The sequence below is a fragment of the Vibrio sp. LB10LO1 genome (assembly GCF_010092875.1).
Taxonomy (GTDB): domain Bacteria; phylum Pseudomonadota; class Gammaproteobacteria; order Enterobacterales; family Vibrionaceae; genus Vibrio; species Vibrio campbellii.
On sequence record NZ_JAADJW010000039.1, the window covers coordinates 34,836 to 52,521 of the forward strand.

Annotated in this window: 18 protein-coding genes; 17 read left to right on the top strand and 1 reads right to left on the bottom strand. The window is 43.5% G+C overall.

What is annotated here, in order from left to right:
- Nucleotides 1-228: 228 nt before the first annotated feature.
- On the top strand, nucleotides 229-1,278 hold the full coding sequence (locus GXP65_RS21230; protein WP_005425876.1) for an alpha/beta hydrolase: 1,050 nt from the start codon (nucleotides 229-231) through the stop codon (nucleotides 1,276-1,278).
- Between the two features lie 158 nt (nucleotides 1,279-1,436).
- Here GXP65_RS21230 and GXP65_RS21235 read toward each other — a convergent pair whose 3' ends face one another.
- Entirely contained in the window at nucleotides 1,437-2,327 is an 891-nt protein-coding gene (locus GXP65_RS21235) for a LysR family transcriptional regulator (RefSeq protein WP_162093671.1), read from the bottom strand.
- Nucleotides 2,328-2,793: 466 nt separating this feature from the next.
- Between GXP65_RS21235 and GXP65_RS21240 the strand changes: the two genes are divergently transcribed.
- The 16 genes from GXP65_RS21240 to GXP65_RS21315 all read left to right on the top strand — a co-directional run bounded on the left by GXP65_RS21240 (nucleotide 2,794) and on the right by GXP65_RS21315 (nucleotide 17,514).
- Nucleotides 2,794-3,000, top strand: coding sequence for a Flp family type IVb pilin (locus GXP65_RS21240; RefSeq protein WP_005425883.1), 207 nt, complete (start codon nucleotides 2,794-2,796; stop codon nucleotides 2,998-3,000).
- 154 nt (nucleotides 3,001-3,154) lie between these two features.
- A complete protein-coding gene (locus tag GXP65_RS21245) occupies nucleotides 3,155-3,580 on the top strand; it encodes a prepilin peptidase (protein ID WP_045421236.1) in 426 nt (141 codons plus the stop codon).
- Nucleotides 3,581-3,601: 21 nt separating this feature from the next.
- On the top strand, nucleotides 3,602-4,426 hold the full coding sequence (locus tag GXP65_RS21250; RefSeq protein WP_162093672.1) for an RcpC/CpaB family pilus assembly protein: 825 nt from the start codon (nucleotides 3,602-3,604) through the stop codon (nucleotides 4,424-4,426).
- Entirely contained in the window at nucleotides 4,426-5,796 is a 1,371-nt protein-coding gene (locus tag GXP65_RS21255) for a pilus assembly protein N-terminal domain-containing protein (RefSeq protein WP_162093673.1), read from the top strand. The genes GXP65_RS21250 and GXP65_RS21255 overlap by 1 nt, the downstream gene beginning before the upstream one ends.
- A complete protein-coding gene (locus GXP65_RS21260) occupies nucleotides 5,793-6,269 on the top strand; it encodes a hypothetical protein (RefSeq protein WP_005425857.1) in 477 nt (158 codons plus the stop codon). Before GXP65_RS21255 ends, GXP65_RS21260 begins: the two co-directional genes overlap by 4 nt.
- A gap of 2 nt (nucleotides 6,270-6,271) precedes the next feature.
- Complete coding sequence (locus tag GXP65_RS21265) at nucleotides 6,272-7,513, top strand: P-loop NTPase (protein ID WP_162093674.1); 1,242 nt, start codon at nucleotides 6,272-6,274, stop codon at nucleotides 7,511-7,513.
- The gene (locus GXP65_RS21270) at nucleotides 7,510-8,781 is read left to right on the top strand and encodes a CpaF family protein (RefSeq protein WP_005425931.1); all 1,272 of its coding nucleotides are present in this window, start codon (nucleotides 7,510-7,512) and stop codon (nucleotides 8,779-8,781) included. The genes GXP65_RS21265 and GXP65_RS21270 overlap by 4 nt, the downstream gene beginning before the upstream one ends.
- Nucleotide 8,782: 1 nt before the next feature.
- The gene (locus GXP65_RS21275; protein ID WP_162093675.1) at nucleotides 8,783-9,685 is read left to right on the top strand and encodes a type II secretion system F family protein; all 903 of its coding nucleotides are present in this window, start codon (nucleotides 8,783-8,785) and stop codon (nucleotides 9,683-9,685) included.
- Entirely contained in the window at nucleotides 9,682-10,524 is an 843-nt protein-coding gene (locus GXP65_RS21280) for a type II secretion system F family protein (protein ID WP_162093676.1), read from the top strand. Before GXP65_RS21275 ends, GXP65_RS21280 begins: the two co-directional genes overlap by 4 nt.
- 11 nt (nucleotides 10,525-10,535) lie before the next feature.
- Nucleotides 10,536-11,258 (top strand): tetratricopeptide repeat protein, encoded by a 723-nt coding sequence (locus GXP65_RS21285; RefSeq protein WP_162093677.1) that lies wholly within the window; start codon nucleotides 10,536-10,538, stop codon nucleotides 11,256-11,258.
- A 2-nt stretch (nucleotides 11,259-11,260) separates the two neighbouring features.
- Nucleotides 11,261-11,743, top strand: coding sequence for a TadE family protein (locus GXP65_RS21290; RefSeq protein WP_045370909.1), 483 nt, complete (start codon nucleotides 11,261-11,263; stop codon nucleotides 11,741-11,743).
- Nucleotides 11,730-12,290 carry a tight adherence pilus pseudopilin TadF gene (gene tadF, locus GXP65_RS21295; RefSeq protein ID WP_045458428.1) on the top strand — a complete coding sequence of 187 codons (561 nt, stop codon included), beginning with the start codon at nucleotides 11,730-11,732 and terminating at the stop codon, nucleotides 12,288-12,290. The genes GXP65_RS21290 and tadF overlap by 14 nt, the downstream gene beginning before the upstream one ends.
- A 4-nt stretch (nucleotides 12,291-12,294) precedes the next feature.
- Nucleotides 12,295-13,842 carry a TadE/TadG family type IV pilus assembly protein gene (locus tag GXP65_RS21300; RefSeq protein ID WP_162093678.1) on the top strand — a complete coding sequence of 516 codons (1,548 nt, stop codon included), beginning with the start codon at nucleotides 12,295-12,297 and terminating at the stop codon, nucleotides 13,840-13,842.
- An 8-nt stretch (nucleotides 13,843-13,850) separates the two neighbouring features.
- Entirely contained in the window at nucleotides 13,851-14,501 is a 651-nt protein-coding gene (locus GXP65_RS21305; protein ID WP_162093679.1) for an OmpA family protein, read from the top strand.
- A 38-nt stretch (nucleotides 14,502-14,539) separates the two neighbouring features.
- The gene (locus GXP65_RS21310) at nucleotides 14,540-16,012 is read left to right on the top strand and encodes a hypothetical protein (protein ID WP_162093681.1); all 1,473 of its coding nucleotides are present in this window, start codon (nucleotides 14,540-14,542) and stop codon (nucleotides 16,010-16,012) included.
- Nucleotides 16,013-16,251: 239 nt separating this feature from the next.
- On the top strand, nucleotides 16,252-17,514 hold the full coding sequence (locus tag GXP65_RS21315; protein WP_005425852.1) for an amidohydrolase family protein: 1,263 nt from the start codon (nucleotides 16,252-16,254) through the stop codon (nucleotides 17,512-17,514).
- The last annotated feature ends 172 nt before the right edge of the window (nucleotides 17,515-17,686 follow it).

Sequence of the window (17,686 nt, forward strand, 5' to 3'; positions counted from 1 at the left end):
GGTTATGGCTAGCCAGAATTGTCATGCTTTAAGCTATCTCTCCAAGTAATTAAGTCATGCCTTACTTACGGATACTTGTGACTATTTCTATAAATGCACCTCTTTAATTGTTGTTTAATGGCAACAGTGAATTGATTTGAGTGCTATATATCAACACTTATGGTTTTCATAACATACATCTGTTGCAGCGGGGAACGTTGCAAACCTCAGAAATCTATGGAGTAAGATATGAAAACTACTAAATTGATCCCCCTTTCGTTAGTTGCGAGTGCCGTTTTAGGAACAACATCTGTTGCTGCGGAAACCTTCTTGGGTGCTGACTATCACGATGGCAAAAATAAAGTTGCTTTTCTTAGTGAGAATGTTCGTATTGCTGGCAATGTGTTCTTGCCACCCAATTATGACGAAAGCAAAAACTATCCAGCGCTTGTAGTGATTACGCCAGCCAGTGGTGTTAAAGAGCAAACCGCAGGTATTTACGCCGAGAAAATGGCAAAAAAAGGCTATATTACCCTAGCTTTTGACCACCGTACTTACGGTGAAAGTGGTGGTTATCCTCGCGGTATGGAAAATGCGCCAATGAAGGTTGAAGATATTAAGAATGCGATTACATTCTTGAGTCATTTTCCAGGCGTTGACCCTCAGCGCATCGGTGAGCTAGGCATTTGCTCAGGTGCTGGTTACAGTTTACAAGTTGCAATGCAGGATACCCGTTTAGACTCTGTAGCAACAGTCAGCGGCTTTGTTGACTTTACTGACTATGGTATGGGTGGGGCAACTCAGTATATGGACCAACTTACGGGCGATCCGGTTGAGCAATATCGTCAGCAGATCCAAATGGCGAGCGAGGCACGTCAAAAGTATTACGAAACAGGTGAGGTCGTGCTTGTTGATGGCATTCCATCTGCAGAAAAAGCCAAATCCATGAATGAGTTTTGGGTTCGCGCTGCTGATTACTATCGTAACCCTGAGCGTGGTGGCGGTGCCGAAAACTATTCACCAATGCGCGCTGCTATGTCTCTAGATACACGCTACGCTTATAACCCATCAGAAAACATGGCGCTACTTGGCGACACTCCTTTCTTGGCTGTCGTTGGGACTGAAGCGCTATCGGCGTATTTTAGCGAAGTGGCGGTAAAACGTGGTAAAGATGCTGGCATTGACGCTGAGTTGTTTGAGATTAAAGGGGCGCAACATTTCGACCTTTACGATCAAAACAAGTATGTTGATCAAGCCGTAGTCAAACTTGATAAGTTCTTTTCGAAAACATTGTTATAGTTTCTTTTGTATTTTTAAAAGTACGTTGAACCTGCACTCTAATCGTGCGGGGTAAAGAATCAGGTGTTTTTAAACACAATTGAATAAAGCAAGAGCCGCAAACTGCGGCTCTTTTACATTCTGGAAAGCAGGTTTAGAGAAAAGAGAAATAGAGTGGGTTATTGTGCTAAATCTGCCATGAACTTTGGTTGAGGGGCTACACTACTTCTTAGCTCCCCTTTTATCCATTGGTTGAACAAACTAAAATCGGAATGTGTTGGCCAGAATAGAGAAGCAGTCACTCGCTTACCAAATAAATCTGGGTGGTCGTTAATCCGTCTTAGCTTGCTCTCTTTTTCATTTTCCTCGATGAGAAATTCCGGCAAAAAAGCAATGCCCTTTTGGGCTTTACACAAGTCTAGGATGGTTCCCAAATCATCCAGACGCCATAAATTATAGGCTGCTATGTTAGATAAATTGAGTAACTCTTCGCTGCCATCCATTAAGAGGACTCGTTGCGACGGGTTACTGTCAATATTCGTTAAGGCCTCGTGTGCCACCCACCAACAGTTGACATAAAACAGCTCATCAATATTAAAGTCGTTCCCTGTTTTGTGGTAGGGGTTTCCCAAGGCTAGATCGATCTTCCCTTCGTTTATGTAGTTACCCAAAACAAAGCTTGGTTTGGTGACAACAAGCAAGTCTACATTAGGAAATGCTTCTGAAAAGTCTAGTAGTGTTTTCTTTACTTCTTTATTGAATACCAGTGGATCAATGCCTACACGATAAACGATTTGCTCTGATATATTCATTTGCTGTGCTGTTGTCATCAATTCTCGATACTTTGAAACAACAGGGGTAGACAAATGGAATAGACGTTTCCCTTTCTCGGTCAGCCAGACTTTAGAATATTGTCGATTAAATAAATTGAAGCCTAAGTCTGATTCCAGGTTCTGAACAGCAGTGCTAACAGTAGATTGGGATTTGCCAAGCTTCCGAGCTGCGGAGCTAAATGAACCTTCCTCAACTACAGCTACGAACGAAACAATATTTTCGAATTGTAGTTTCATGATTCTACCAACCTTTTTAAAAGCAAGTAATTTATAGTTTTAGGTTTATTGTTCGTATATATAGCGTGATGATTCTCATATTTCAACAGGTTTTATAAACCATGGTTAATTATTTTTACATTAAACCGTCGCCAACATATTCCTATACGGCATAATTGATTATCACTCGTATCAATTGGTTTGTATTGAATTATTAATTAATATGTAGAGCTATCACTCTATTGATGACCCTTGTTCCAATTTTTAAAACTATCAAATAGTCATTTTAACTGTCATCGCAGTGTAAAAAATTAAGCTAAGATATTGTATTTTAAGTTTTTGTTTAAAAAGTGTTCGATATTGATTTGGTAATTTTGAGTGTTATTTACACATCCTATCGATTTTATCAATAGGTGCTATTTTTTCTTGGTCAAAGGTATTAATTAGACTGGCGCCTCTTTTATAAATTTAACTCATAGGAACGATCATGATCACTAAACTATACGTACAAACAAGCCTGTTTTTATCAAAATTCAAGAACGACGAACGTGGTGTAACTGCGATTGAATATGGTCTGATTGCAGTAGCAATGGCTGTATTAGTAACTACTGCAGTAGGCTCTGATGGTTTTATCGGCAAACTAGAAGGCGCATTTGATCAAGTGGCAGGTGCCATTGATACTGCTAGCAAGTAAAAGAAAACCTTACTTACTAGTATAAATAATATCGATAGATGTTTGTGCCAGACCTTTGTTTTCATCGGTCTGGCTCTGTTAATTTCTGATATCTTAAAAATATTATTATTAACTAATATATATTCAGGCAAGAGTCTTTATTTTGAGTTATGAATTGTATTTGTTGGTATTGTTCATAGTGTGTTTATATGTATCCATCGTTGATCTTCTTCATCGAAAAATACACAACCATACTTTGTTTATACTGCTTTTTTTTCAGTGCTTTTTGTCACCACTAGACCTTCAATTTATCACTTTTTTGCTGATGTTAGGGGGCGGGCTAATTCTGTACGCTCTGATTTGGGTTGGGGCCGGTGATATTAAATACGCAGCGGTTTTGTCTCTAGTCATCCCGCTCAAAGATTTACCTTGGAGCCTTGTTATGACGGCGTTTGCTGGTGGTTTTTTGGCGATTATTTATCTAGTTAGCCGAAAATTGGTAACTAATACGTCTAACACGCAAGAAGGCATTCCATATGGGATAGCAATAAGCATTGGATTTTACTTAATCATTTTAACTCAAAATACGCCACATATTTAAACCTCCAAGAATAGGCACAATATGAGATCTCGACTGGTATTACTTGTTGCTATCGTCGCTTTGATAGTGGGTGCGTTAGGCGTTATCGACTTATTCAAAAGCGACCCTCAACCGATAGCGACTGCTGCAGTGGTGGAGAACACAAACGAAGAATACGTTGCTGTTTGGATGACCACAGAAGCTTATGAAAAAGGGCATGCTATCAGTGCCCAAGGTGTGGTTAAACAACAGCTTCCTCTAAACGAAGCATTGGCACTGGGCGTTAGGGAAGATGCTCAAATCAGTTTCTCACCATCTATTTTGCTCAATAAAAGTTTGGATCTAGGTGATGTCGTATTACCGGAATATCAAGTGAGCCCCGGACAACCTGGGTATATCGATCTTCTGGTAACGGAAGGAATGACACTATATCCACTTGAAGTAAGCGACCAGAACTTAATTAATGATTACATTCGTCCTGGGTCGTTCATTGACATTCTCACGGTCAGTTCTCCTAACGATAACCTAGCTCAGAATATTGATAAGCCTAAACGCTTTAAGGGCGTTAAAGCGTCAATGTTCTTAAAGCATGTCAAGGTACTTAACATCGGTGATGATGCCAAGGGTGACAGTTCTGTTACTGCCCGCTCTCCAAGTAAGGAAAACGGCCTGACAACCGTTGTTATTGAGGTGAAACCGGACGACTTGGCAAAGCTTGCTTTGGCGCAACGAACCATGCACATCGAAATATATCGAAGCCAAACTTATAACAAACCAGAGTACGCTGAAGTGCGCAATGTTATTGATAATTATACCGGCATTGAAGAACTACGTGGCAATGTCATTGATCGAAGGGAGGCTTTGTAATGGTAATACAACCTCGAATTAGCCAATCACTTTCAATATTTATCGCGTCCCTGTTTTTTTGCTTGTTGTTTGTGACAAAAACTCACGCTGCTGATCGTTCAATCACGCTAAATGACGGTCAGCACATTTCGGTTAAACAGCCAATTGGCAAAGTGTTCATTAGTAACCCTGATGTTGCGGACTATAAAGTTATTAACGACACCACCTTGGTCGTGTTTGCCAACGGTATCGGGCAGTCCCGCTTGATTGTTTATGGCATTGATGAAGATGTCTTGCTTTCAGACCGAATTATTGTGGATTTGGATTTAACTGAAATTAGACGTCAGCTCAAATTTCATTTCCCCGATGCGAAGGTTACGGTTCAGTCGGTGGGCGAGCAAGTTGCTGTCGGTGGTGTTGTTGACTCAGAAGAGACGCGTGACGAAATCTACCGTTTAGTTGCAACGTTACTTGGGCGCGAAAAAACAGAGAAGTGGGATAAAACTTATAAGTTTGAATTCAAATCTGACTACGCCCAGTACGAAGAACCTGAAGGAATGATTTTCGCACGTAACATGACCTGGAAAGGGATTGTTGAGCGCATTCAGGTTGCGACAACGCAGCAGGTGAACGTCAAGATCTCAGTGGCACAAGTGACAGAATCCTTCGGTAAAACAGTGGGTGTGGATTGGAGCTCTGTCGGTTCTAGCGTTGGTGAGTTTGTGTTCGACCAGTTTGATGCCGCGAATCTAAGTACGTTAATTACCGCTTTAGGCAATGATCAAGTTGCTGAAGTATTGGCAGAACCAAACCTGACGGTGCTATCTGGTGAATCGGCTAGTTTTTTAGTTGGTGGAGAAGTGCCGGTTATCGTTTCGACCAATAACAACGTAAACATCTCGTTCAAAGAGTTCGGCATAAAACTCGACCTGACAGCGAAGGTTCTAAGCCAAGACAAAATTCGTATGCAACTCGCACCGGAAGTGAGTGAGGTCGAAAGCTACGTAGAAGCAGCGGGTGTAAAAGTGCCGCAACTGGCTTCACGACGAGCGTTAACAACGGTTGAGTTGGCCGATGGTGACAGCTTTATTCTAGGTGGCTTGATGAGCAGTGCTGACCTAGAAAAAATGCAAAAAATTCCCTTTGTCGGCGATATCCCAATATTAGGTGCTGCGTTTCGCAAAGCCACGACTGAAAGAAAGCGCACGGAATTGATTATCGTGGCAACGGTAAACCTAGTTGAGCCTATTAAGCCGAAAGATGTGCAACTACCGTACATCAAAAAAACGTCAACATTGGCTCGTTGGTTGAACATCGAATCCAATAAAGATTCTATTGCGTCGTCTGATGCCACGATTCGTCTGTTGTCGGAAGGAGGGTTTATCCAATGAAGAACCTTGTATTCATTGCTTTGTTGACATCATCACTCCTAGGTTGTGCAAACGAGCGGTATTTCGGTGGCAATGGCGCAGAAGCGATTGTGTATAAAGAAAACCACAGTTTTGAGTTTGCAATCAAAAAGCGCACTGAAACTGCTAAGAAGATTGAGCAACTTATTCGCGATATTGAATCGATGGATAAAGGCGCTACTTACGTCGTGGAGTACAAATCCACACGCGCTAAAACGATGTTGGAGCCGATCTTTAAGCAGTATCCGGCACATATCATCGCACCACAAAGAGTTGAGTACCGCTCTAGGCCTTCTTTGTCGAGCGATCTCAATATTCATGTGACGTTAACGCGTTTGAAGACTCAACAATGCTTGCCAGCAAAGTTTCAGGCTCGAATTGGACAACCAGATTGTTTTGTCGAATCGATGCGTTTAAAGCAAGTATCCGATAAGTCTCGATTGATAGGTGAATAATCATGTTTGATCTGACGAAAGCCCTAACGACCAAGGCAAAGCCCGCACCATCCACAACGACAGGGGTCGCTGGTTGTACGCTATTTTATCAATCACAAGAGTGTTTGAACCTAGTTCAAGAAGTGTTCCGTTTTGAAGGCTGGAATGATCCTGAGTGCGTAAAAGCGAACTCGGGCTCAACCAAGCTGACAGAGCAACAAAGCAGTCACATCGTCATCCTTGAACTGAATGAATCCCGCAGTGTTGTCGAAGATGCTAAAGCGTTTGCCAGCAAAGTGCCAACTCATAAAGGGGTGGTAGTAATTGGCAAGGAAGACGCGATCTCGACGCTTCGTTCTCTCAAAGAGATGGGCTTTTATTACGTTTTTTGGCCAGTCAATAAACAAGAGTTTGCTGACTTCTTGAATCACGTGAATAAAAACCTCAAGACATTTTCTGGCGTAAGTCAGAAGCGTAAAGCAAAACGTGTCGCGGTTGTTGGCTCGAAAGGCGGGGTTGGAGCATCCTTCATTACTACCGAGTTGAGTTCACTGCTCTCTACTCAAGGTAGCGATACGATTCTTGTCGACCATCAATATGTGGACACCAATATCGACGTTCTGCTGGGACTAAAAGACTTTAAATCCCGTGCCATAGACGAGTTCACTGCGCCATTGCATGAGATGGATGAAGAAGGGGCATTGAGCTACTTGTTCAATGCACGAAAAAATCTACGTGTGTTGGCGATTGATGGCGATATGAGCCAGAACGATATCCTCAACTACAACCAAACGCTTTGTGATCTATTAGCTCGTAATACCAACTTCATCATTGAAGATTTTTCTGGTGGTGTTGATTTTAAGGTTGAACCTCAACTCTTGGTAGAAAACTTTGATGTGGTTGTGTTGGTACTAGATGCTTCAGTGTCATCAACAAGAAGCGCAAAGCGACTGTTTGAAAAAATGGCCAACTTACAGCTTACGCTATCGTCTCGTACTCGAGTCATCACCGTGGTGAACTACCATCGCCCGGAAAGCGCTTATGTATTACAAAAGCCCGATCTACCTAAATACTTAGGCGCGTCTGTCGATCTGGAAGTCGACTATTGCAAATCATTGTCGCACATCATTATCGATGGGAAGCGAGCACACAAACATGACCGTAACATCAGTCGTTCTATGGAACAGCTGGTGAAGTTGATCAATGGTCAGCCTGTTGCTCAAAAGGGCATGGGTTCTTGGTTGAAAAGGGTGCGTGTTAAATGAGTTCTAACAAAGACTTATACCTCGCGTTTCGTGGTCAGATATTCGAAGCGCTAGACGCCGAAGCGGTTCAGAAAATGAGCCGCCGTGACCTCGAATCACAAATACAAGCCGCAGTTGATCTGTTAGCCAACAATTACCAGCGTCCGATTACGTCTATGATGAAGTCTGGGTTGGTGAAAAGCCTCATTGATGAGCTGTTTGGTTTGGGGCCATTACAACCATTAGTGGAAGATCAGTCGATCTCAGACATCATGGTGAACGGGCCAAATAACATCTTCTTCGAACGACACGGTAAGGTACAAAAATCAGAAGTCTCGTTTGTCAATGAAGAGCAGTTATTGGCGATCGCAAAACGTATTGCATCGCGTGTTGGCAGACGTGTGGATGAGTTATCTCCAACAGTTGATGCAAGGCTTGAAGACGGCAGTCGTGTAAACATCGTTATTCCACCGATTGCTCTGGACGGAACCTCAATTTCTATCCGTAAGTTCAGAGAGCAGAACATTGGCTTTGAAGATTTAATTGGCTTTGGTTCTATGTCTCCAGACATGGCAAGAGTTCTGATGATCGCTTCTCGCTGTCGAATGAACGTTCTTATTTCTGGCGGTACTGGCTCGGGTAAAACCACGCTACTCAACGCGCTATCTCAATACATTGCAGAAGATGAACGTATTGTCACGATTGAAGATGCAGCCGAACTGCGTTTGCAACAACCAAACTTGGTTCGATTAGAAACGCGAACTTCCAGCGTTGAACAAACTGGCGCGGTGAACCAGCGTGACTTGGTTATCAATGCGCTGCGTATGCGCCCGGACCGCATCATTCTTGGTGAGTGTCGTGGCTCTGAAGCATTTGAAATGCTGCAAGCAATGAACACCGGCCACGATGGTTCGATGTCGACGTTGCACGCCAATACACCACGTGATGCGATTGCTCGTGTTGAATCCATGGTCATGATGGCGAACCTAAACCAACCTCTTGATGCAATTCGAAGAACAATCGTCAGTGCGGTGCAAATGATCGTGCAGGTTAACCGACTGCGCGATGGCTCTCGTAAGATCACTAGCATCTCTGAAATCGTTGGTTTAGAGGGTGATAGCGTAGTGATGGAAGAGATCTACCGTTTCCGTTACGACGATACCCACTTTGGAGAAACCGTTAAAGGTGACTTTGTAACGAGTGGCATCATGCAACGATCTGAGCTTGTGAAAAAAGCCCAATTCTTCGGGCTTTATGATGAGCTGATGGCATCGTTTAAGGGGATATAGCATGCTTTGGCTCTCGCTTATCCTCTTTGCCTTCGTTCTGCTTTTAGTCCGAGATTCAAAGGTTAAAAAGGTCGATCAGTTTTTCAATATTGAAGAAGTTGAAGCGGAAAACTTCAACGCAATCAACGTTAAATCTCTGGTACGCAAACAAAGCTGGCAGAAGTTTAAAGAGTCGATCTCGCCAACTCTTAAAGTTTTGGGACCGCGTTCGTCTCTTTATATCGCTCTGTACATCACAGGTAGTCTTATTGTCTCTTGGTACTTTGTCGTTAATTTGCTCTTGATGTCCAGCATCTGGCTAGCGCTAGGGTTGTCAGTGTTACTAACCTTGTTTGGTTACCGGTATTTGGTGACAAGAAGACGCAGAGACTTTGAAAACACTTTTCCAGATGCTCTGAATATTCTCATGAGTGCGGTTACGGCTGGTGACAGTTTAATGCAAGCCATCAGCTACGTTGGCGACGTAATGGATAACTCGATTGGTCGTGAATTCAAGTTGATGGGAGACCGACTGAAATTGGGTGAGTCTCCTGAGGTTGTATTGCAGCGTTCGTGTAAAAACTACCCATATCCGGAATTTCTGTTCTTTACCGTCACACTAAGAGCAAACATTGCTCGAGGCGGCCAGTTAAAAGGCGTGTTAGCAAGGCTTATTCGCGTGCTCGTAGATGCAAGAACGCTAGAGAAAAAGAAAATGGCGATGACGTCGGAAGCAAGAATCTCGGCCAAGATCGTAGCAGCGATTCCGTTGATTTTCATGATCATCCTTAACTACGTAAACCCAGATAACGTGAATTTTGTTTTGTATGACCCATCTGGTCGACTCGTGCTGTTTTATGTTCTTGGCAGTGAGTTCTTCGGGTTATTTATTGTTTGGCTGTTGGTAAGAGGTGTGCGCGCATGATGTTATTGACTGCTCTTATTGTGCTGTTCGTATCGTTACTTTTTCTGATATTCGATTCACTTCGTACAGAACAAAGACGCAAGAAGATTGCGTTATATGTAGGGGGGAATGCACATCGCTCGCCATCTCGTGTTAATCGATTTTTTGTTCGTTTTGGTAAAGAACACCGCCAAGAATTAGAACAGAAAATGATTGAGGCAGGCTACTACAACACGGAGTGGGCGAAGTTTTACTTTCCTGCCAAATTGTTGGTACTGGGCTTGGTGTCAGGGTTTGTGTTGCTGTCGGACATGACACAGAGCAACCAACTTATCGCCATTACTTTCACGCTTATTGCTGTGATTGTTGGCCCAGACTCGTTGCTGCAAATGCGCCGCAAGATATTGATTAGGAAGACGTCTGCTCAACTACCATATCTGTTAGACATGATGTCCGTTTGTGTTCAAACCGGTATGACGATAGAGGCTGCATTGGTTTACCTAGGAAAAGAATTGGCCGAGTTTGATTCAGACCTTTGTTATCAAATCAAACGCACATCGGATTCCGCGAAAATACATGGCCTAGAAAAGGCGTTAAACGATCTTAGTGAGCGTATACCAACGCCACCGATACGAAGCTTTGTGCTGACCATTATTCAAAACCTGCAATACGGTACGTCTGTGGCTCAAGTATTGAGTGATCTCGCGGAGGACATGCGAAAAGTTCAAATTCTTACTGTGGAAGAAAAGGTCGGAAAACTCTCTGCGAAGATGAGTGTGCCTTTGATCCTTTTCATCATGTTTCCAATCGTGATTCTGATTCTCGCACCGGGAATCATGCAGATGACGCTAAATATATAGAGGAATAACCAGTGATTGGAAAACGTATTTCTATTGTATTGCTTACGTTGGGCATTTTGGCGGGCTGTCAGTCGACCTCTTCGCAACAGAGTCAGACACAAGACGACGTCACTAACATGGAAAAAGTGAAAAACTACGACGGCTTAATCAGCCATTACAAATCCATGTTAGAGCAAGGTTCTCAAGATCCACAAGTAAAGGAAAAGTTGGCGTGGGCGTATTTCCATAAAGGGGATATTGAATCGGCCAATTTCTATGTTCAGCATCTACAAAAAGAAGGCGTTGAAACGCCAAGCTTGTATCAGCTAGCGGGACAAGTATTAGATGCTAAGAACGATACGACTAGTGCGATCTCGGCCTATTTGTCTTCCATCAAGTCTGGCAACTCATCAGGGCAAGTGCATGTTTTGCTTGCGGTGTCCTATACCAAAGCAGGCCAATACGATGCTGCTTATCAAGAATTGAATAATGCCCGTTTGCGTGGCTATGACGATGTCGTAATCAAAAACAACATCGCGATGATTCACATGGCTAATGGTGAATACGAACAGGCAATAGCAATGCTCACGCCGGTTTTAAAAGACAATCCGGCAAATAAAGTGGTTAAGGCAAATCTAGCCATCGCCTTGATTAAAACGCAACAAGTGGACGCAGCCAGAAAACTACTCAAGGGCGATTTCTCAGACCAAGAGATTCTGAGCATCGCCACAGAATTAACTCAAGTTAGGGGTTAATGATGAGAAGTTTTAATAGGCAGAAAGGAGTGACGGCGATTGAATTTGTCGTGGGTGCGCTCATTTTGTTTTTTGCTACTTTCGCGATTTTTGAGTCGAGTTACCAAATCTACGTTGTGAATATGACGGAATACTCGCTTCGAGAAACCATCAGAAATACCAAAATTCATGAAGGTAAAGGGGTCAACAAGCAGTACGAGGACAAATTCAAATCCTTGATCGAAGACGATGAGAACTTATGGCATTTTTTAATTGATAGCTCGCGATTTTCGATTAAAGGTCGTTACTACCAAACCTACGACGATTTTATCCGAGATAGGGGGCATTCCGGCCAAAGCTTGAGTTTCAATTATGACCTCGCAGAGATCACCGTGACTTACCGTTATTCGCCGGTACTGAAACTATCAGGCGCTGCGGACAGAGATATATCGAGCACTATGGTTCTGAACTTAGAACATGAGGGGTGGAAAGATGACACTCCATAAACGAACCGCATTGGCTATTAAATATCAAAAAGGCTCATTTATGATTGAGCTAGTTTTTGTTCTTACTGCGTTATGGGGCGTGTATCTGTTTGGTGCTGACCTGAGTCATCAGTTGTTCGTGCGTGCCAAGCTTGATCGGTCCAGTTTCGCTTTGGTCAATGTTATTAAAGAGCGCACCCGTTATTTCGAAGCGGACGTGTTGGCAGGGAAGAACTTATCGGTGACCAACACTGATCTATTGGATCTAGCGGAAGTGGCAGGCCGGATGCTGGATATGCCACCAGAGGATGTCGCGATAAGAATAGAGTCCCTGACTAACAAGACGAATGTCGCTGTGTTTGCGAGTAGCAAATTCAAAAGCCTAAATTGCAAAACCGAATCTATTCGTTCCTACGCGGAGTTGGCGCCGGTCGAAAACGCGGTTGTGTTCCCATTATATCGAGTCAGTTTGTGTGAAGAGCAGACCTCTTGGTTTAAACCCTTCTTTAATGGCGGTAAAAGCACGACAGTTGCCATTACCTCCTCTTCAATAATGCCGGGGAGATAATGATATGAAAACTCAGCAATATCAGTATCGAAGTGTACACAGGCAGAAAGGCGTGGCTGCAGTCTGGATGGGCTTATTGCTTGTACCCATTATGGGATTCACCTTTTGGGCCGTTGAAGGGACTCGTTACGTGCAAGAGACCAGCCGGTTAAGAGATTCGGCCGAGGCCGCAGCTATGGCGGTGACTATTGAGGATCAAGCAGGCTCAGCTAGCACATTGGCTGCGAAATACGTGGAAAGCTACGTGCGAGACATTAAATCGATGAACGTTTCTGCTCAGCGTTATTACCAAGCCGCAGACGATAGAGCAGGCGTGCTGGAATATATTCAATACACGGTGAATGCAAAAACGACACACGATTCTTGGTTCGCGAGTAGCTTTATTCCCTCATTTGATGAACAGCAAGATTTAGCGGGACGCTCGCTGGCGAGGAAATACCCAGCTTATCTCGCGGATAACAACATTGATATTGTGTTTGTGTCCGATTTTTCAGGCTCTATGAGGGAACAGTGGGGATTCAATCGACATATAAAAATCGACGATTTGAAAACAGCGATTAGTCAAATATCGAATAACATCCTTTGTACATCAACTCGTCAAGAGTATGTCGATGGGGAGTGGAAAGACGTTTGTGATGAGCCAGGAGAAGATACGACCAGCGACAAGCTGCTTAATCGTGTTGGCTTCGTACCATATAACGTAAGAACCAGAGAAATCATAGGCTGGAATCAAGCGAATACGACCAGTCAACTCAATTATACCAATGGCTATAATACCCACCTATCTCCTTATACTTACAACGACATAGACTGGGATTATTGGAGTAGATTTTCGCAAAATCATGTGATCAACTGTGCTAACAATCAAATTTATTGTCCTAGCCCCGGTTGGAATGACCAACAATACGCTAGACGAATTGCAGACGTAATCCGCTTAGATCAATACCAAGTTGCAGATGTATACAACTATGTCGATTTGCCTTCCTCGGTATCGACGATGTTTACCGATAAGTCAGCACGTCGGTCGAATTATTATGGTGTTAATCAGAGCCAACTCTTTAATGGGCATGGAAGGAATGATTCGAGGCAATTCTACAATCTTCGTCTAACGAACAAATTGTCTGACTTAAATCCCATCAATGCTATGTGGGCAGACGGTGGCACGGCCGCTTTTCAAGGCATCTTGAGAGGGGCGCAGATCCTACATGAAGGTGATCCAAACAGTTCCGACCAAGAAGAGCAGCAAGCGTACAACAAGAAAATCAAAATGCTGCTGATTTTAAGTGATGGTCAGGAAAGTCCAAACAACGGCATCCTCAAAGGTCTTGTGGACTGGGGGATGTGTGACAAAGCAAGGCAAGAGATTCCGGGTTTATACATAGGGGTTATTGGCATCGACTTTCGCGCCTCTCAACAAAGTGGTTTTCAAGACTGCGTTGTTGACCCTCGTGAAGACATTATTGATGTCTCTAATCTAGACGAATTAATTGAAAAGATTGAAGAACTTATCCGCAAAGGCTCAAAAACAAGCGGAATAACTAAGTTGTACTAGAGGAAAATATGAAGAAGTTAGTCATTGGTGCAGTCGCTCTATCAACGCTGCCACTAAGCGTTGCCATTAAGGCGGAGGAAGGACTTAGCGTCTATTGCGACAACACATTCAGCGAGTATCAACATAGTGTAAGTGTGGATGATGCCGTTGGGATTGCTCAACATCGACAGGGCTTTCTACAAATCGAACAACAGTCCGAAAGTGGCAAACTCAGACAGCGCCTAGCGGAGGAGTCAAAGCTAGGTTTGGATAAGTCTGAGTGTATGACTTGGATCAGTAACCAAAATAACCATCAACAAAGCGACGGTTTGGTTGCGCGTCTGCATTTTGGTTTTGATCAATCCAGCCTAACTCCTATGGGCAATAAAGCGTTAACCCAATTAGCGTCGTCTTTAAGCGAAGGCGATAGCCCAATTACAGTGGAAGGTCATACCGACAGCAAAGGTTCTGAAGGTTACAACCAAGAACTGGGGCTGCAAAGAGCCCTAACGACGTCCAAAGTTTTGAGTACCGATGGTGTGGAGAGAACTCGCATTGTCGTTCGTTCATTAGGTGAAACCCAGCCTATCGCATCTAATTCAACGGTAGAGGGAAGAGCGCAAAACAGACGATCAGAAGTATGGGTTTCAAAAAATGACTCAGTGAAAACTGAAGATTAGGATTCAATCACAACGCTTCATCTTGCTAACGAAGTGGGCTGAAGCGTCAAAAGAGTGGTGTGTTGGTGGGACAAATTGGTGTGGCAGTGGGTAAATCTAAAACGATAATAGCGATAATGGTAGGGGTAGCGTGGAGTGGTGTGGCCTTTGCTTCAGAGCTGATTAACTTTAACGAGCAAGATAAACTAAACAGCATTAATGCTACGTACGAACAAGAGTATAAAGCGCTCAATATTGACGAAACTATCTCGCATTACAACAAGTTAAGTGCTGAGATTGAGTCGACCAAGATCAATTTGGCCAATAACGTCGAGATGATCAAATCGGATTCAAATCGTTTAAAAGATAAGTTAGTCGATGGCGTTTACGACGACTCGCTCATTCTCACTTTGCGTAATATGTCTGCCAAAGTGAACACCATGAAAAAGGAAATCGAAACGGCAGGGAAGTTGCTCGTTGAGACCAAACACCAGCTTTCAGAAGATCAACAAGCTGCCAGTCAGATAGAACGAGTGAAAAATGACGCACTGCTCGTCCTCTACGAGAAGATCAAAGCTCGTCATTTGGATGAATCGAAACGCATCCTTCATGGCTCCTACGATGGCAATTTGCAGTGTAACGTCGCTGAGAGTTTGTCGACCTGTGTAAATAGAAACCTTCCTTCCATTAAGAACGCCTTCGTATTGAGTAAAGGTGGCTTGTCACGCATTCAACTTACGAGTTTTAGAGTGGTGGATGCAAACCAAAGATTAAATGGTGACTTGTCTTTTACTGCAGACGCGAGCTACAAATATGCCTACAGTGCAAATACAGAAGTGGAGCTTAGACAGGCGTTAAACTTAGATAGAGTGCGCTTTGTGTTTCGTTCAAACTCAAAAAATACGGTCTTCTACATCAACGATCAAGAAGTCGGTAGTGGTGAAAGCGTCGATGTAACGGGCAATTACGTTGGGATTTATAGTGTGCGTGCAGTGAATAAAGGCAAAACCCAGTCGCTTAAACTCAACCTTAAGAATGGCGGTGATTACTTCTTTCCATTTTCAAAAAAGGCGAATCCGGCGCAAACGGCCCCGACCAATTTAATTGCCGAAGAATCGAAGAATACGCATAGCGGCCAGACTGATGATCAAACCAATACAAAGTTTTCTGAGAGCCTGTTGCCTTCTCGAGCGGTGGCGGAACTGAACACGACTAAAGCGCAAGATGTGAAACGTTATGCCAACAAGGTGCTCTACAAAGACGAAGCATTCACCTATTTATTGCCTAAATTCAAAGGAAACCAAAAGTCTCACGACATTTTCTTGAATCGTGAAGAGGCGTCGCAATACTGTGAGCGTTTGTCCTCAAGTTTGCCGAGTAAAGCTGCTTATGAGTATTTAGAACAGTATGCCAACCTTGCTGACGGAGATTATTGGACTGAACAAGGAAAAGTCTATTCATCGGTAAAACACCAAGAGCTAGATAAAGCGTTTGATAAGAATAAACTCATTTGTATGGTGAGTATGAACTAAACAATATAGACCATAGACGATCGTCACCAAGAGCCACCGTTTGTGGCTCTTTTTATACCTCTATACCTATATACCTTTATACCCAACGGATCATAGCCTGAAGTAATTAGCTGTTTGTTTATTGGCTCAGAAACGTGCTTAGCTCTTGAATGTTCAGCTGTCGTGAAATGGCAATTCTAATCCCGAGTTACTCGATATGATGCACCTGTATTGAGACAACTGACTCGGAGATAGAAACCATGAGTATCGTAATTAAAAATGCAAACGTGTTTAACGGTGTGGATGAGCAACTTCTGAAGAACGTGGACCTTCTGATCGAAAACAACTTAATCACACAAATCGGGAAAGTGGATGACTCGAAGGCTGAGCAAATCATCGATGCTGAGGGCAAGACGGTGATGCCAGGTCTGATTGATGCGCACGTACACATCACGCTTTCAGCTGGCTTTAATGAACTGGATGGCATGACTCGCGAAGAGATTGCGATTCGTTCCGCGAGAATTTCAGAAGAAATGTTGATGCGTGGTTTTACTACCATCCGTGATGTTGCTGGCAATACATTAGGTTTGAAGAACAGCATCGATAAAGGTTATGCCAAAGGTCCAAGAATTTTGCCATGTATGGCGGCGATCTCGCAAACTTGTGGTCACTCAGACTACCGTCAAAACCAAGCGCAAGAACGTCTAACGAACGGTCATGAAGACTCCCCATTAATGAAGACGGGCGCATTTAAAGTCGCGGATGGCCGTGCAGAAGTGTTGAAAGCGGTTCGAGAGCAGTTGTTTATGGGCGCATCTCAGATCAAAGTGATGGCGGGGGGCGGTGCATCTTCGACATTTGACCCTTTGGACACGCTGCAATACACGTTAGATGAGATGAAAGCGGCGGTAGAAGCGGCAAGCGACTATGGTACCTATGTGGCGGCTCATATTCACACAGCACCAGCGATGAAACGAGCAGCAGAAGCGGGCGTCATGTCCTTTGAACACGCTACTATTATGGACGATGAAATCGCCCAAATTGTAAAAGAGAAAGGCATCTGGCTGGTTCCTTCATACTTCACGTCATCATTGATTGCAGAACGTAAGATCCCGTTGCCAAACGAAGAGACTTACCGTAAGACAGAACGCGTTGGTAAGGCAATGTTTAAGTCTGCTGAGCTTATCAAGAAATACGATATTCAAAACCTAGCGTTTGGTACCGACTGTGTTGGTAAAGCAAACGTGCATGAAAGTCAGATGCAAGAGCTTGGTGCGATTGAAAAAACATTCGACACAATTACAGCGCTGCGCATGGCAACTTCAAACTGTGGTCGTCTATTTGAATTGTCGACTTACAAACACCCATATCAAGAGGGCAAATTAGGTCAAATTGTGGAAGGTGCGTATGCAGATTTACTTATCGTCGATGGGAATCCACTAGAAGGTGTCGATTGCGTGATGCAGGATGAGACCAAGAAAGTCATCATGAAAGACGGTGTTGTGTATAAGAACACACTATAAGCTAAATACCTTATTACTAAAGGCGCTCACTGAGCGCCTTTTTTGCGTCTTGGGATTAGAGTGGATATCACTTTTTAAAAACCTTATCGGCTAATCTATTTGTAGTGGTCAACAAATTGTAGTGGTCAACAAATACCGGACACAGATTTAAGCCGATTTTCTGCATCAACCG

What these genes read in the sequence shown, in the direction of transcription:
- GXP65_RS21260 (WP_005425857.1), top strand. Translation starts at nt 5,793, where the DNA reads ATGAAGAACCTTGTATTCATTGCTTTGTTGACATCATCACTCCTAGGT.
- GXP65_RS21265 (WP_162093674.1), top strand. Translation starts at nt 6,272, where the DNA reads ATGTTTGATCTGACGAAAGCCCTAACGACCAAGGCAAAGCCCGCACCA.
- GXP65_RS21270 (WP_005425931.1), top strand. Translation starts at nt 7,510, where the DNA reads ATGAGTTCTAACAAAGACTTATACCTCGCGTTTCGTGGTCAGATATTC.
- GXP65_RS21255 (WP_162093673.1), top strand. Translation starts at nt 4,426, where the DNA reads ATGGTAATACAACCTCGAATTAGCCAATCACTTTCAATATTTATCGCG.
- GXP65_RS21250 (WP_162093672.1), top strand. Translation starts at nt 3,602, where the DNA reads ATGAGATCTCGACTGGTATTACTTGTTGCTATCGTCGCTTTGATAGTG.
- GXP65_RS21290 (WP_045370909.1), top strand. Translation starts at nt 11,261, where the DNA reads ATGAGAAGTTTTAATAGGCAGAAAGGAGTGACGGCGATTGAATTTGTC.
- GXP65_RS21230 (WP_005425876.1), top strand. Translation starts at nt 229, where the DNA reads ATGAAAACTACTAAATTGATCCCCCTTTCGTTAGTTGCGAGTGCCGTT.
- GXP65_RS21235 (WP_162093671.1), bottom strand. Translation starts at nt 2,327, where the DNA reads ATGAAACTACAATTCGAAAATATTGTTTCGTTCGTAGCTGTAGTTGAG.
- tadF (WP_045458428.1), top strand. Translation starts at nt 11,730, where the DNA reads ATGACACTCCATAAACGAACCGCATTGGCTATTAAATATCAAAAAGGC.
- GXP65_RS21280 (WP_162093676.1), top strand. Translation starts at nt 9,682, where the DNA reads ATGATGTTATTGACTGCTCTTATTGTGCTGTTCGTATCGTTACTTTTT.
- GXP65_RS21275 (WP_162093675.1), top strand. Translation starts at nt 8,783, where the DNA reads ATGCTTTGGCTCTCGCTTATCCTCTTTGCCTTCGTTCTGCTTTTAGTC.
- GXP65_RS21300 (WP_162093678.1), top strand. Translation starts at nt 12,295, where the DNA reads ATGAAAACTCAGCAATATCAGTATCGAAGTGTACACAGGCAGAAAGGC.
- GXP65_RS21315 (WP_005425852.1), top strand. Translation starts at nt 16,252, where the DNA reads ATGAGTATCGTAATTAAAAATGCAAACGTGTTTAACGGTGTGGATGAG.
- GXP65_RS21305 (WP_162093679.1), top strand. Translation starts at nt 13,851, where the DNA reads ATGAAGAAGTTAGTCATTGGTGCAGTCGCTCTATCAACGCTGCCACTA.
- GXP65_RS21240 (WP_005425883.1), top strand. Translation starts at nt 2,794, where the DNA reads ATGATCACTAAACTATACGTACAAACAAGCCTGTTTTTATCAAAATTC.